Annotated in this window: 11 protein-coding genes, 2 tRNA genes and 1 pseudogene; 8 read left to right on the plus strand and 6 right to left on the minus strand. The window is 66.0% G+C overall.

The genetic code is table 11. From position 1 onward, the window contains the following. The first annotated feature begins 115 nt into the window (after positions 1-115). From WA965_RS04890 to WA965_RS04905, 4 genes are all read left to right on the plus strand, one after another. Positions 116-1,759 (plus strand): HNH endonuclease signature motif containing protein, encoded by a 1,644-nt coding sequence (locus WA965_RS04890; protein WP_526447173.1) that lies wholly within the window; start codon positions 116-118, stop codon positions 1,757-1,759. Positions 1,760-1,916: 157 nt separating this feature from the next. Continuing rightward, positions 1,917-4,235, plus strand: coding sequence for an FdhF/YdeP family oxidoreductase (locus WA965_RS04895; RefSeq protein ID WP_526297504.1), 2,319 nt, complete (start codon positions 1,917-1,919; stop codon positions 4,233-4,235). Continuing rightward, positions 4,235-5,059: a formate dehydrogenase accessory sulfurtransferase FdhD gene (gene fdhD / locus WA965_RS04900; protein ID WP_526297502.1), complete on the plus strand. Its 825-nt coding sequence runs from the start codon at positions 4,235-4,237 to the stop codon at positions 5,057-5,059. Before WA965_RS04895 ends, fdhD begins: the two co-directional genes overlap by 1 nt. A gap of 84 nt (positions 5,060-5,143) precedes the next feature. Then, positions 5,144-6,448, plus strand: a complete 1,305-nt coding sequence (locus tag WA965_RS04905) for a nucleotide disphospho-sugar-binding domain-containing protein (protein ID WP_526297500.1) — start codon at positions 5,144-5,146, stop codon at positions 6,446-6,448. 15 nt (positions 6,449-6,463) lie between these two features. Here WA965_RS04905 and clpX read toward each other — a convergent pair whose 3' ends face one another. Both clpX and WA965_RS04915 read right to left on the minus strand, forming a co-directional pair. Next, entirely contained in the window at positions 6,464-7,744 is a 1,281-nt protein-coding gene (gene clpX / locus WA965_RS04910) for an ATP-dependent Clp protease ATP-binding subunit ClpX (protein WP_178356957.1), read from the minus strand. A 317-nt stretch (positions 7,745-8,061) separates the two neighbouring features. Next, entirely contained in the window at positions 8,062-8,367 is a 306-nt protein-coding gene (locus WA965_RS04915) for a hypothetical protein (protein WP_526297498.1), read from the minus strand. Positions 8,368-8,531: 164 nt separating this feature from the next. On the opposite strand from WA965_RS04915, the gene WA965_RS04920 reads away from it, so the two are divergent. Then, positions 8,532-8,972, plus strand: coding sequence for a TIGR03618 family F420-dependent PPOX class oxidoreductase (locus tag WA965_RS04920; protein WP_526297497.1), 441 nt, complete (start codon positions 8,532-8,534; stop codon positions 8,970-8,972). A gap of 2 nt (positions 8,973-8,974) precedes the next feature. Here WA965_RS04920 and clpP2 read toward each other — a convergent pair whose 3' ends face one another. From clpP2 to WA965_RS04940, 4 genes and pseudogenes are all read right to left on the minus strand, one after another. Further along, entirely contained in the window at positions 8,975-9,625 is a 651-nt protein-coding gene (gene clpP2 / locus WA965_RS04925) for an ATP-dependent CLP protease proteolytic subunit ClpP2 (RefSeq protein WP_526297495.1), read from the minus strand. Beyond that, a pseudogene (locus WA965_RS04930) lies at positions 9,622-10,218 on the minus strand (ClpP family protease); the annotation flags it as partial. The gene clpP2 and the pseudogene WA965_RS04930, both read right to left, overlap by 4 nt. Positions 10,219-10,330: 112 nt before the next feature. Beyond that, positions 10,331-11,815 carry a trigger factor gene (tig, locus tag WA965_RS04935; protein ID WP_526297493.1) on the minus strand — a complete coding sequence of 495 codons (1,485 nt, stop codon included), beginning with the start codon at positions 11,813-11,815 and terminating at the stop codon, positions 10,331-10,333. A 37-nt stretch (positions 11,816-11,852) separates the two neighbouring features. Further along, a tRNA-Pro gene (locus WA965_RS04940) sits at positions 11,853-11,929 on the minus strand. A gap of 142 nt (positions 11,930-12,071) precedes the next feature. Between WA965_RS04940 and WA965_RS04945 the strand changes: the two genes are divergently transcribed. From WA965_RS04945 to WA965_RS04955, 3 genes are all read left to right on the plus strand, one after another. After that, positions 12,072-12,145: transfer RNA gene (locus tag WA965_RS04945), tRNA-Gly, on the plus strand. A gap of 228 nt (positions 12,146-12,373) precedes the next feature. Continuing rightward, positions 12,374-13,630 (plus strand): NRAMP family divalent metal transporter, encoded by a 1,257-nt coding sequence (locus WA965_RS04950; protein WP_526297491.1) that lies wholly within the window; start codon positions 12,374-12,376, stop codon positions 13,628-13,630. Positions 13,631-13,642: 12 nt separating this feature from the next. After that, on the plus strand, positions 13,643-14,446 hold the full coding sequence (locus WA965_RS04955; protein WP_526297489.1) for a putative hydro-lyase: 804 nt from the start codon (positions 13,643-13,645) through the stop codon (positions 14,444-14,446). The last annotated feature ends 56 nt before the right edge of the window (positions 14,447-14,502 follow it).

Raw genomic sequence — 14,502 nt, forward strand, 5'->3', positions numbered from 1 at the left:
AGGCCCACCGCGTGCGCGTCCCTCACCTCATCACGGACACGCCGAACACCGCACTCTCACACCAAAAACCACCGCTGAACAGCGGAAAAGCACCCACGAAAACCCGTGGAGCGCCATGTATGTTCGATGTATGTCGGGGACGGAGTTGCGCGAGGCGGTGACCGCGTTGCGGGCTGCCTTCGACGCGGTCGCCGCCTGCGACATCGACCTGCTGACCCGCGATGAACTGATCGGGCCCCTCGACGAACTGCAGACCCTGACCTGCCAGCTGCCGGCTGTGAGTCAGCGGTTGCTGGTGCGGCTACAGACCGAGACCACCCCGCAGCAGATGGGCGCCAAGTCCTGGAAGGACGTTCTGACCGTCCGCTGGCGCATTTCGGCGGCTGAGGCGAATCGCCGCCTGAACGAGGCCGCGGTGTTAGCTCCGCGACGCACCATCACCGGCGAACCCCTGCCCGCGGTGTTGCCGGCGACCGCCGCTGCCCAAGCTCTCGGGCTAATCAATAGTGAGCATGTCGCGGTGATCCGCGCTGCGGTCAAAAAGTTGCCGGGTTTCGTCGATGCGGCCACCGCCGCCCAGTTCGAAGTCGATTTGGTGCGCGTCGCGGTCGGTGTCGGACCGAAGGAACTCAAGGAGACCGCCGCGTTGAGGTTGTTCCTGCTCGACCAGGACGGACCCGAACCCGATGACACCGAACGCGCCCGCAAACGCGGCCTGTCGGCAGGTAAGCAGCGTGCCGATCTGATGACACCGCTCGCCGGGGAACTGACCCCGGAGGCGTGGGCGACGCTGGAGGCGATCTTCGCCAAGTTCGCCGCACCGGGGATGTGCAACCCCGACGATGCTGAACCGTGCACCTCGGGCACGCCGAGTCAGGCCCAGATCGACAACGATCACCGGTCGCTGGCGCAACGGCAACATGATGCGCTGGTGGTGGTGGGGCGGATCGCGTTGATGAGCGGCCTGGGCGACCTCAACGGACTGCCGGTATCGATCATCATCCGCACCACCCTCCAAGACCTCGAATCCCGCGCCGGGGTCGGTGTCACCGGCGGCGGCACCGTCATGCCGATCAAAGACGTGATCCGCCTCGGCGCCCACGCCCACCACAGCCTCGCGGTATTCGACGGCGTCACCGGATCAGCGCTGGACCTGTTCCGCACCAAACGCGTCGCCTCCCCCGCACAGCGGCTCATGCTCATCGCCCGCGACAACGGCTGCACCAAACCGTGCTGCACCGTCGGCGCCTACGGCACCCAGGTCCACCATGTCACCGCCGACTGGTCCCACGGCGGCACCACCAACATCGACGACCTCGGCCTGGCGTGTGGACCCGACAACAGAATGGTCAACACCCACGGCGGCTGGACCACCCGAATGAACGACCGCCACGAAGTCGAATGGATCCCACCACCGGGACTGGACACCGGCCAAACCCGGATCAACTACTACCACCGACCCGAAGCCCTACTCCGCCCACCCGATGACGATTCGGACGCCCAACGAGGCGCCGACAACACCGACCCCGAACCCGAACCGGCACAATCCCTGTGGGACGACGCCATCGCCGCGGCTGTTTGTGATGCGGAAAGCGCTGCCGTTCCTGATATGTCTGCGGCGTGGTCACCGATCGAGGCGGACGAGCCCCCTCCGAGCGAGCCGGACCAGAACACGAACGCCGATCACGAACCCTTCGACCCTTGGCCGCGCGCCGGCGACGACCAAGCCGGTGGAGGCAAGGGAGTCCGCGGGCCGTAGCGCGCACCCGCGGCGGGCGAGTGCTCTACCAACCGGGCAATCGACCGTCCAGCACACAGCGCGGCCGCCCTCCCCGCACCGGCGGTGAATGGCGGCCGCGCTCTCGGCGCCACGGTGCATCCGCGGGCCAGGCTCGCGGCAGGCATACCCTGGAGACATGTTCTCGCGCCGCCAACCCGACCGAGACGTTGAAGCCGACGTCGACGAACGCGCACTCACCGTCACCCGTCCGGAACACGAGGCCGCCGGGGTGAAAGCGGTGCTGGTGTCGTTGCAGCGCAGCATGGAATCCATGGGCGCGGTGCGAACCGCCGCGACGCTCGCCAAGCTCAACCAACGTCACGGTTTCGATTGCCCGGGTTGTGCGTGGCCCGAGGAACACGGTGGCCGCAAGATCGCCGAGTTCTGCGAGAACGGCGCCAAGGCCGTCGCGGAGGAGGCCACCAAACGCGTCGTCACCGCGGAGTTCTTCGCGCGGCATTCGATCGCCGACCTCGAGGCGCAACCCGAGTACTGGCTGTCTCAGCAGGGCCGCCTCACCGAACCGATGGTGCTGCGACCCGGCGACGATCACTACCGCCCGATCGGTTGGAGTGAGGCCTTCGAGCTGATCTCCGACGAACTGCGCTCCCTCGACAGCCCGCATCAGGCCGTCTTCTACACCTCGGGGCGAACCAGCAACGAAGCCGCGTTCCTCTACCAGCTGCTGGTCCGCAGCTTCGGCACCAACAACCTGCCGGACTGTTCGAACATGTGCCACGAATCCTCGGGCACCGCGCTGACCGATGCCATCGGCATCGGCAAGGGTTCGGTCACCGTGGAGGACCTCGTCCTTGCCGATCTGATCGTCATCGCCGGACAGAACCCAGGCACGAATCACCCGCGAATGCTGTCCGTCCTGGAGAAGGCGAAGGCCAACGGCGCCAACATCATCGCGGTCAATCCCCTGCCCGAGGCCGGCCTGATCCGTTTCAAGGATCCGCAGAAGGTGCACGGTGTCATCAGCGACGGGGTGTCGATCGCCGACGAGTTCGTCCAGATCCGCCTCGGCGGTGACATGGCGTTGTTCGCCGGAGTGGGCAAGCTGCTGTTGGACGCCGACGATCGGTCCCCGGGCAGTGTGGTGGACCGGGACTTCGTCGCGAATCACACCGCAGGCTTCGACGCCTACGAGAATCAGACCCGCTCCGTCGATCTCGACACCGTGCTCGAGGCGACCGGAATCGACCGCGAACAACTCGACCGGGTCGCCGGCATGATGGCAGGCGCGGAGCGCATCATCGTGTGCTGGGCTATGGGACTGACCCAGCAGAAGCACGCTGTTCCGAGCATCGCCGAGATCACCAACGTGCTGTTGATGCGCGGCATGATCGGCAAGCCCGGCGCCGGGTTGTGCCCGGTGCGCGGTCACTCCAACGTGCAGGGTGACCGCACCATGGGGATCTGGGAGAAGATGCCCGAAGCCTTCCTGTCCGCCCTGGACACCCGGTTCGGGATCGATTCGCCCCGCGAGCACGGTTACGACACCGTCGACGCGATCCGGGCGATGCGCGACGGTAAGGCAAGGGTGTTCCTGGCGATGGGCGGCAATTTCGCCTCGGCGACGCCGGACACCGAGGTCACCGAGGCTGCGCTGCGAAAGTGCTCACTGACCGTTCAGGTTTCGACCAAACTCAATCGAAGCCATCTGGTGCACGGGACCACCGCGTTGATCCTGCCGTCGCTGGGCCGAACCGACCGCGATGTCCAGGCCGGCGGCAAACAGCAGGTGTCGGTGGAGGATTCGATGTCGATGGTGCACCTGTCCCGCGGCAGCCTGCATCCGCCGAGCGACGACGTGCTCAGCGAGGTGTCGATCATCTGCCGGCTGGCTCGCGCGGTCCTCGGGCCCGACCACCCGGTGCCGTGGGAGACCTTCAACGGTGACTACGACACCATCCGCGACGCGATCGCCGCCGTCGTCCCCGGCTGCGAGGACTACAACCACAAGGTACGCGCGCCGGACGGTTTCCAGCTTCCCCATCCCCCACGTGACTCCCGCGAATTCCCCACCACCACAGGCAAAGCGAACTTCGTGACCAACCCGCTCGAGTGGGTTCGGGTCCCGCCGGGACGCCTGGTGTTGCAGACACTGCGCAGCCATGATCAGTACAACACCACGATCTACGGCCTCGACGACCGCTACCGTGGCGTCAAGAACGGCCGCCGGGTGGTGTTCGTCAATCCCGCCGACCTCGAGGCCTTCGGATTCGCCGGCGGAGACCGGGTGGATCTCGTCTCCGAGTACACCGGCGCCGACGGCGCACTTCAGGAGCGGCGCGCAGAGGACTTCGCGGTGGTGCCGTACTCGACGCCGGTGGGCAATGCCGCGGCCTACTATCCCGAGACCAATCCTCTTGTCCCCCTTGATCACACTGCTGCCCGCTCGAACACCCCGGTGTCGAAGGCGATCGTCGTCAGACTGGAGCGCCGCTAGTGGGCAGGGTGACGGCGCGGCGTCGGGTGCGGCACGTGACAGCGGACGACACTGTCGCCCGGCCCGAGACACTGGTCGTCGAGGAGCCCTTGGAGATCCGGGTCAACACAGTGCCGTTGACCGTCACCATGCGCACCCCCGGCTCGGACATCGAACTGGCGCAGGGGTTTCTGCTCACCGAGGGCCTCGTCGCCCGGCGCGACGACATCCTGTCGGTGCGGTATTGCCGCGGCGCCAACGAAGACGGCGTGAACTCGTACAACGTGCTCGACGTGACGCTGGCCCCCGACGTACCGGCACCCGACGTCGATCCCACCCGCAATTTTTATACGACATCGTCGTGCGGAGTCTGCGGCAAGGCGTCGTTGGATGCGGTACGGCTGATCAGCAAGCACTGCCCGGGTGATGACCCCACCACCGTCAGCGCCGAGACGTTGTCCGCGCTTCCCGGCAAGCTGCGCGACGGGCAGAAGGTGTTCGCTGCCACCGGAGGACTGCACGGCGCCGCGCTTTTTGCCTCCGATGGCACCGCCCTGGTGGTGCGCGAGGACATCGGTCGACACAACGCCGTCGACAAGGTGGTCGGGTGGGCGCTCGAACAGCGCCGGATTCCACTGAGCGGCACCGTGCTGCTGGTGAGCGGGCGGGCGTCGTTCGAGCTCACCCAGAAAGCCGTGATGGCCGGCATCCCGGTGCTCGCCGCGGTCTCGGCGCCGTCGTCTCTGGCCGTGGATCTGGCCAGTCAGTCCGGGCTCACGCTGGTGGCCTTCCTGCGCGGCGATTCGATGAACATCTACACCCGCCCGGACCGCGTCAAGAGCTGAGCAGCAGCCCCCGCCTGCAATCTCCATCTGTTCTCCACGCAACCTCCAAGCGTGCCCGCCCGGTGATCACCGAGCATCGACGACATGCCAGAGATCCTCATCGCCTCCAGCCCTCCCGTCGGACACTTCTCGCCGCTGCTGAACGTCGCGCGGGGTCTGGTGGCGCGGGGTGACTGCGTCTCCGTTCTCACCAGTGCCCGCCATGCCGACAGGATCCGTGCGGTCGGCGCCGAACCCTGTCCGCTGCCACTCGGCGCGGACTACGACGATTCCGCGTTCGACGAGTTGCCCGGCCGCGCCCAGACGTCGGGCATCGCGCGGATCAACTTCGACGTCGAGAACGTCTTCGTCCGGCCGCTGCCCTATCAGTTCAGCGCGCTGCAGGAACTGCTGGCCGGCAACCACTACGACGCCATCCTCACCGACGCGTTCTTCCTCGGTGTTCTGCCACTGTTGTTGGACAGCAACATTTCCCGGCCGCCAATCCTGGCCTACTCCACCATGCCGCTGCTGCTGTCGAGTCGCGACACCGCGCCCGGCGGACCCGGTATCACGCCGATGCCGGGCGCAATCGGCCGGCTACGCAATCGGGTACTCGCGCTGGTCACCCAGAACATCCTGCTGCGACCGTCACAGCGCGCCACCGACCGCATGCTCGGCGCGCTGGGCCTACCGACCCTGCCGGTGTTCGTCTTCGACTCCGCGGTACTCGCGGATCGGGTGATCAGCCCGACCATCCCCGAATTCGAGTATCACCGCAGCGACCTGCCCGCCCATGTCAGGTTCGTCGGCGCGGTGCACCCGCTGCCGAGCGACAACTTCTTGCCGCCCCCGTGGTGGAACGCTCTGTACAGCGGCCGGCCCGTCGTGCACGTCACCCAGGGAACCGTTGACAATGCCGACCTCACCCGATTGATCGAACCGACCATCAGAGCGCTGGCCCACGAGGACGTCACCGTTGTGGTCACCACGGGCGGCCGCCCGGTCTCTCAGATCCGGATGCCGCTGCCCGCCAACACCTATGTGGCCGAATACCTACCGCACGACGTGCTGCTCCCGGTGGTCGATGTGATGGTCACCAACGGTGGGTACGGGGCTGTCCAGCGCGCCCTGTCGAGTGGCGTTCCACTCGTGGTGGCGGGCGACACCGAGGACAAGCCCGAGGTGGCCGCGCGGGTCGAATATTTCGGCGCCGGAGTCAACCTGCGCACCGGGACACCGACCGCCTCAGAGGTGCGTCACGCGGTGCGCGAGGTGCTGGGCACACCCGCATTCCGCGACTCAGCCCGCGGGCTGCAGTCGGCCTTTGCCCGTCGTGATGGAATCGCCGAGATCGCGGCGCTGATCGACGAGGTCGTCAACGAGCGCACGTCGGCGCTGCGGCAATGACTCCGCGTGTCGAAGCTAGGCGCTCTTCTCGCGGCGTTCGTTGCGCGGGGGCTTGCGCGGCACGATCGTCGGAAGCACGTTGTCTTCCACGGTCTCCTTGGTGACAACCACCTTGGCGACATCGTCGCGGCTGGGGATGTCGTACATCACCGGCAGCAGGACTTCCTCCATGATCGCGCGCAGGCCGCGGGCACCGGTTCCGCGGTGGATGGCCTGATCGGCGATCGCCTCGAGAGCGTCCTCGTTGAACTCCAGCTCGACGCCGTCCATCTCGAACAACCGCGTGTACTGCTTGACCAGCGCGTTCTTCGGCTCGGACAGGATCGTGACGAGGGATTCCTTGTCGAGGTTGGTCACCGAGGCAACCACAGGCAGGCGGCCGATGAACTCGGGGATGAGCCCGAATTTGATCAGATCCTCGGGCATCACCTCGGCGAAGTGATCCTGGGTGTCGATCTCGGCCTTGGAGTGCACCTCGGCGCCGAAGCCCAGGCCGCGTTTGCCGACGCGGTCGGAGACGATCTTCTCCAGGCCTGCGAACGCACCCGCCACGATGAACAGCACGTTGGTGGTGTCGATCTGGATGAACTCCTGATGCGGGTGCTTCCGGCCGCCCTGCGGGGGAACCGAGGCCTGCGTGCCCTCGAGGATCTTCAGCAGCGCCTGCTGCACGCCCTCGCCGGAGACGTCGCGAGTGATCGACGGGTTCTCGCTCTTGCGGGCGATCTTGTCGACCTCGTCGATGTAGATGATGCCCGTCTCGGCACGCTTGACGTCGTAGTCGGCAGCTTGAATCAGCTTGAGCAGGATGTTCTCGACGTCCTCACCGACATAACCGGCCTCGGTCAGTGCGGTGGCGTCGGCGATGGCGAACGGGACGTTGAGCATCTTCGCCAGCGTCTGGGCCAGGTAGGTCTTGCCACAGCCGGTGGGTCCCAGCATCAGGATGTTGGACTTCGACAGCTCGACCGGCTCGGCGCGGGAGTCGCGCATCTTCTCGCCCGCCTGGATGCGCTTGTAATGGTTGTAGACGGCCACGGCCAGCGTGCGCTTGGCGGTGTCCTGACCGATCACATAACCCTCGAGGAAGTCGCGAATCTCCGCGGGTTTGGGCAGCTCGTCGAGCTTGACGTCGTCAGCGTCGGCGAGTTCCTCTTCGATGATCTCGTTGCACAGGTCGATGCACTCGTCGCAGATGTACACGCCCGGACCCGCGATGAGCTTCTTGACCTGCTTCTGGCTCTTGCCGCAGAAAGAGCACTTCAGCAGGTCACCACCGTCTCCAATGCGTGCCATGGTGCTGGGGTCCCACTTCCTGTCGGCAACGATGTTCGAACTGTTCGGCGGGTACTGTCAGGCACCCTCGAGGACTTCTCCCCGACGCTACCCGCTTGTTCCGGCGCCGTGCGACCGATAAAGCCGAATAGCGCCGGTGGTATTCACGAGTGGTTGCGTCAACATATCGCCTGATCCGTCCCAGACGGCCGCGAACACAACACCGTGTCTCTGGCGTGTCGCCGCCGTTATCGCTCCGGGAACCGTCCGCAACCAACGTACCCGCCTTTCGACCGGGTGCCCGCGGCCGGCGGCTGTTGAAATGCTCTGAGCAGGTCTCAGCGTCGACCGGGACCGATCGGCCCGGGACCGACAGGGCCGGGACCAACCGGGCCGGGTCCGACGGGACCCACCACTCCCCCGACTCCGATGGGGCCGGCGGGACCGACGATCGGGTTCGGGGGGTTCACGTAGACGTTCACGTCGTAGTACAGACACTGCGCCGTGTAGACGTCCCAGTACATGCCGACCGGGCAGACCACGTCAGCGTGGCTGACCGCCGGCGAACCGACGTGCGACAACCCGAGCGCCCCTGCACCGGCCAGTACGGCGATCGCGGCGCCGCGAAGTATCCCCACCACCATGATCGGCCCCCTGCCGTGTTGAGCTGTGAGCAACAGAGTCCCACGTCTGACGGGGTCGTCAATAGCGTTCGGCGCTATTCGGCATCATTGCCCGCCAAGCCGGTCAATCGCGGAGAGCAAAGACGTCAGGGGGTCGTACGGCCCGTCTGTCGTACTCTCCGTCTATGACCCTCGAGGACGCCTTCGCACTCGCCAAGAACGACAACGGTCTGGCTGTGGTGGCGACCCTGCGCGCAGACCTGACGATCCAGTCGTCGTTGATCAACGCCGGGCCGCTACCGCACCCGCAGACCGGCGAACCGACGTTGGGCTTCGTCACCTACGGCAAGGTCAAGCTGGCCAACCTGCGGGCCAGACCCCAGATCGCTGTGACCTTCCGGGGCGGGTGGCAATGGGCCACCGTCGAAGGTCACGCCGAACTGGCCGGGCCCGACGACCCGCAACCCTTTCTCGGCTCCGACGACGCGCTGGCCCAACTTCTCCGGGACATCTTCCGCGCCGCCGGCGGTACCCACGACGACTGGGACGAGTTCGACCGGACGATGCGCGAGCAGCGGCGCACCGCCGTGCTCGTCACCGCGACCAGGATCTACGGCAACGGCTGAGGTCAGGCCGTCTGCGCGGACAGCTTGCGGTACGCCAGCACCGTGTCGATGATGCCGTATTCCTTGGCCGCTTCGGCGGTCAGGATCTTGTCGCGATCGGTGTCCTTGCGGATGACCGCAGCATCCTTACCGGTGTGGCGCGCAAGGGTCTCTTCCATCAGGGTGCGCATCCGCTCGATCTCAGCGGCCTGGATCTCCAGATCGGAGAACTGGCCCTGGATGACACCGCCGAGCGAGGGCTGATGGATCAGGATACGAGCGTTGGGCAGCGCCAGACGCTTGCCGGGGGTACCGGCGGCGAGCAGCACGGCGGCCGCTGACGCGGCCTGGCCCAGACACACCGTCTGGATGTCGGCACGGACGTACTGCATCGTGTCGTAGATCGCCATCAGCGAGGTGAACGAGCCACCGGGTGAGTTGATGTACATGGTGATGTCGCGGTCCGGGTCGAGCGACTCCAGCACGAGCAGCTGGGCCATGATGTCGTTGGCCGAGGCGTCGTCGACCTGCACGCCGAGGAAGATGATGCGTTCCTCGAAGAGCTTGTTGTAGGGATTGGACTCCTTGACGCCGAAGCTCGAGTGCTCGATGAAGGACGGGAGGATGTAGCGGGCCTGCGGCTGATTCACGGCACCGCCGTGGGGCTGGGTCATGAGGCACTCCCGTTGAAATTGGCGTGGGTGATGATGTGATCGACGAAGCCGTACTCGAGGGCCTCCTGCGCCGTGAACCAGCGGTCGCGATCGGAGTCGGCTTCGATGCGCTCCAGTGTCTGGCCGGTGAACTCGGCGTTCAGACGGAACATCTCCTTTTTGATGAGCGCGAACTGCTCGGCCTGGATCGCGATGTCCGCGGCGCCGCCGGTGATACCACCGAGCGGCTGGTGCATCAGGATCCGGGCGTGCGGCAGCGCGTAGCGCTTGCCCTTGGTGCCGGCGGCCAGAAGGAACTCGCCCATCGACGCCGCCATGCCCATCGCGTAGGTCGCGACATCACACGGTGCGAGCACCATCGTGTCGTAGATCGCCATGCCCGCGCTGATCGAACCGCCGGGCGAGTTGATGTAGAGGTTGATGTCCTTCGTCGGATCCTCGGCAGACAACAAGAGGATCTGAGCGCACAGCCGGTTGGCGATGTCGTCGTCGACCTGGGAACCCAGGAAGATGATCCGCTCGGACAGCAACCGCTCATACACCGAGTCGACGAGATTGAGGCCCGCTGAGGCGCCACGCATGTCAGTCACGACTGGATACCTGCTTTCTTTACGTACTTCGGACGCGGTGACTCCGTCTTACGAATGACACTAACCAACACGCGCCGCCGGGGAGTCCCCAGACGGTGCCCGTTCGCTGAGAGCGTCACTTCGTGTCGGCGGTCTCCGCGGCATCATCGGCACTATCAATATCGTCGGCGGCGTCGGCCTCATCGGCCTCAGTGGCCTCGTCGGCCTCATCGGCGTCGTCGTCGGCACTGAGTTCGGCGGCGTCATCGACCTCGCCACTCGCGGCGGCCGCCTGCTCACCCGAGGGACCGAAGAACTCGGCGGTGTCGATCTCAGTGCCGTCGGTGTCGACGACGGTGCCACCGTGGACGATCGCGGCGACGGTGAGGCCGCGGCGCACGTCGGCGAACATCGCCGGCAACTGATTGTTCTGCTGCAGCATCTGCAGCAACTGCTGGGGTTCCAGTCCGTACTGACGCGACATCAGGACCAGCCGCTCGGTGAGATCGCCCTGGCCGACCTGGATGTCGAGCTTGTCGGCGATCGCGTCCATCAGGAGCTGGGTCTTGATGGCCTTCTCGGCGTTGATGCGGTTGTCGGCGTCGAATTCCTCGCGGCTGCTGCCCTGCTCTTTGAGCGTCTCCTCGAACTTCGACTCGTCGTGGTCGAGTCCGTGGATGGCGTTGTGCAGCGTGTCGTCGACCTGGGCCTGGACCACCTTCTCCGGCAGCGGCACCTCAACCTGCTCCAACAACTCCTCGATCGCCTTGTCGCGGATCTGCTCGGCCTGCTGCACTCGCTTGACGCGGGTGACCTGCTCGCTGAGGCTGCTGCGCAGTTCCTCGATGGTGTCGAATTCACTTGCCAGCTGGGCGAATTCATCGTCCAACTCCGGCAGCTCGCGCACCTTGATCGACTTGACCGTGACGGTCACCTGCGCCTCCTGGCCGGCGTGCTCACCGGCGACCAGGGTGGTGGTGAAATCCTTGTTCTCGCCCTCGCTGAGGCCGACGATCGCGTCGTCCAGACCCTCGATCAGCTCACCGGAACCGACCTCGTGGGACAGGCCTTCGGTCCTCGCCTCGGGAACGTCCTCACCGTCGACGGTGGCCGACAGGTCGATCGACACGAAGTCGCCGGATTCGGCGGCACGCTCGACACCGGTCAGGGTGCCGAACCGCTTCTGCAGGTTCTCGAGCTCGGTGGCGACGTCCTCGTCGCTGACGGAGATCGGGTCGACGGTGATCTTCAGCTCCGCCAGATCGGGCAGGTCGATCTCCGGACGGATGTCGACCTCGGCGGTGAACACCAGCTCCTCGTTGTCCTCGAGCTTGGTGATCTCGATCTCCGGCTGGCCGATCGGCTGCAGGGACTCTGCGGTGACGGCCTCGCTGTAGCGGCCGGGCAGCGCGTCGTTGACGACCTGCTCGAGCACCGACGCGCGGCCCACGCGGGCTTCGAGCAGCTTGCGAGGCGCCTTGCCGGGCCGGAAGCCGGGCAGCCGGATCTGCTTGGCCAGCTGCTTGAACGCTTTGTCGATGTCGGGTTCGAGCTCGGTGAAGGGCACCTCCACGTTGATGCGAACCCGCGTCGGGCTCAACTTCTCGACGGTGCTCTTCACGTTGCGTACTCCTCTATTGCGGTTCTGGTGGTGGTTCTGGTCGGGGTGACAGGATTTGAACCTGCGGCCTTCCGCTCCCAAAGCGGATGCGCTACCAAGCTGCGCTACACCCCGGTCGTCGCTGCCTCAACACAGCGCCGGACCACCGGCGATACTACGGCCTGACCACCGCGGGACCACATCGGACCTCATCGGGACTCAATTGGATTTGAGTCAGGCGGGGCCGGTACAGTCTGCTCAGCTTGTGCAGCACATTGCGGGCGTAGCTCAATGGTAGAGCCCTAGTCTTCCAAACTAGCTACGCGGGTTCGATTCCCGTCGCCCGCTCCACAGCTCCCTGCGCTATCGCAGGCGAGCGGCACCCGAGCGCCATGCAGAGTCAGTCCCGCGAAACGCGTGCTCGGCATCGGGCTGACTCGACGTTTCCCGCAGTCCGTCGCCGAAACTCCGAGGATTCGTCCGCGCGCTGCTCGGGTAGACGGCAACCAGACGACGGGGTCCTCGACGTGCGACGCACGGACAAAACCAAAAATGCCGGTTCGGATCAGGGGAAACGACATGGCGACACCCGAACGCTCGACGCCTGACGCGGCGACAGCACCCGACAACGAACCTTCGGGCCAGGGATCGGCCAAAGCGACGAGAACCGCGCTGCTGGGTGCGATGTTCCTGATGGCGACCAGCGCGGTAGGCCCCGGGTTCATCACTCAGACCACCGACTTCACCGTCAGACTCGGCGCCGCCTTCGCATTCGCCATCGTCGCTTCGATCCTCATCGACTTCGCCGTCCAGTTGAACGTGTGGCGGGTCATCGGGGTGTCCGGAATCCGGGCCCACGAACTGGGCAACCGGGTGCTGCCCGGTGTCGGGTACGCCCTGGCCGCGCTGGTGGTCGTGGGTGGCTTGGTGTTCAACATCGGCAACACCAGCGGCGCCGGCCTCGGTACCGACGCGATGTTCGGCCTCGATCCGCGCATCGGCGGCGCTGTCTCGGCGCTCATCGCCATCGGGGTGTTCCTGAGCAAGCGGGCCGGAGTCGGACTCGACCGGATCGTGGTGGTGCTCGGCGCCGGGATGATCGCCATGACCGCCTACACCGCGATCGTGTCGCGGCCCCCGCTCGGTGAGGCACTGCGCAACGCAGTACTGCCCGAGTCGATCAACTTCCTCGCGATCACGACCATCGTCGGCGGGACGGTGGGTGGCTACATCACCTACGCGGGCGCACACCGACTCCTCGACACCGGGGTCACCGGACCGGAAAACGTCGGACGGATCACCAGCACGTCGCTGTACGGCATCCTCGTCACCGGTGTCATGCGCACGCTGCTGTTCCTCGCCATCCTCGGTGTGACGGTTGGCGGCGCCACGTTGGCCGACGACAACCCCACCGCGTCGGCATTCGAGGCCGCGCTCGGCACCGCCGGTGGCGTCTTCTTCGGCGTCATCCTGTGGGCCGCCTCCATCACCTCGGTGATCGGTGCGGCCTACACATCGGTGTCGTTCCTCACCACGTCGAAAACCACGCGCCGCCGCCAGAACATCCTGACGGTCGGCTTCATCGCGATCAGCGCGGCGCTGTTCGTGATCCTCGGAGCGGCGCCGGTGACGCTGCTGATCTTCGCCGGCGCCTTCAACGGGCTGATCCTGCCCATCGGGTTCACGGTGGTGCTGTGGGTCGCCTGGATGCGCCGGGATCTGTTGCGCGGCTATCACTATCCGATGTGGCTGAAGCTGGTAGGCCTCGCGGTGTGGCTGCTGACGCTCTACCTGGGCTGGATGTCGTTGAGCGGTCTGTCCGAGTTGTGGAGCTGAGCCGAGGCGACCATGGATCGCAACTTCGTCCCCGCGGACCCGGCCGCTGTCTCGCCTGCGGATGCCCGTCGCCGGTTCCGGGAGGGGCTGGTGACGCCCACGGCGGGATGGTCGGTCGGCTATGCCCAGGCCAATCTGATGGCCGTGCCGCGCGAGTACGCCTTCGACCTGATGCTGTTCGCCCAGCGCAACCCGAAGCCGTGTCCGCTGCTCGACGTGCTGGAGCCCGGAGAGTTCTCCGGTCCGCTGCTTCGCAGCGGTGACGTCCGCACCGACATTCCGCTCTATCGCGTCTACATCGACGGCGAGATGGTCTCCGAGACGGCGGATGCCTCCGATCACTGGACCGACGACCTGGTCGCGTTCGTCATCGGCTGTAGCTTCAGTTTCGAAGCGGCGCTGCGGGATTCAGGTGTGCCGGTACGGCACCTCGACGAAGGCACCAACGTGCCGATGTACCGGACGAACCGGATGTGCCGCTCGGCCGGCCGGATCGGTGGGCCGTTGGTGGTGTCCATGCGACCGATACCGGCTGACCAGATCGCCGACGCCGTCCGCATCACCTCCCGCTACCCGTCGGTGCACGGCGCCCCGGTGCACGTCGGCGATCCCGCGGCGCTGGGCATCGATGACCTTTCCTCCCCGGACTTCGGGGACGCGGTGACCGTAAGCCCCGGTGAGATACCGGTCTTCTGGGCGTGTGGGGTCACCCCGCAGGCGGCTGTCATGCAGTCCCGTCCGCCTCTGGCGATCGGTCACGCACCCGGCCACATGTTGATCACCGATCTGCGGGACAGCGAGCTGGTGGTGCCGTAACCGGCGGCCCACCCCGTTCACAGGTAACGATCAGGTAACTACCAGGGACTTTGAGG

The sequence above is a fragment of the Mycobacterium sp. genome, assembly GCF_049683935.1.
In the GTDB taxonomy this organism is placed as follows: domain Bacteria; phylum Actinomycetota; class Actinomycetes; order Mycobacteriales; family Mycobacteriaceae; genus Mycobacterium.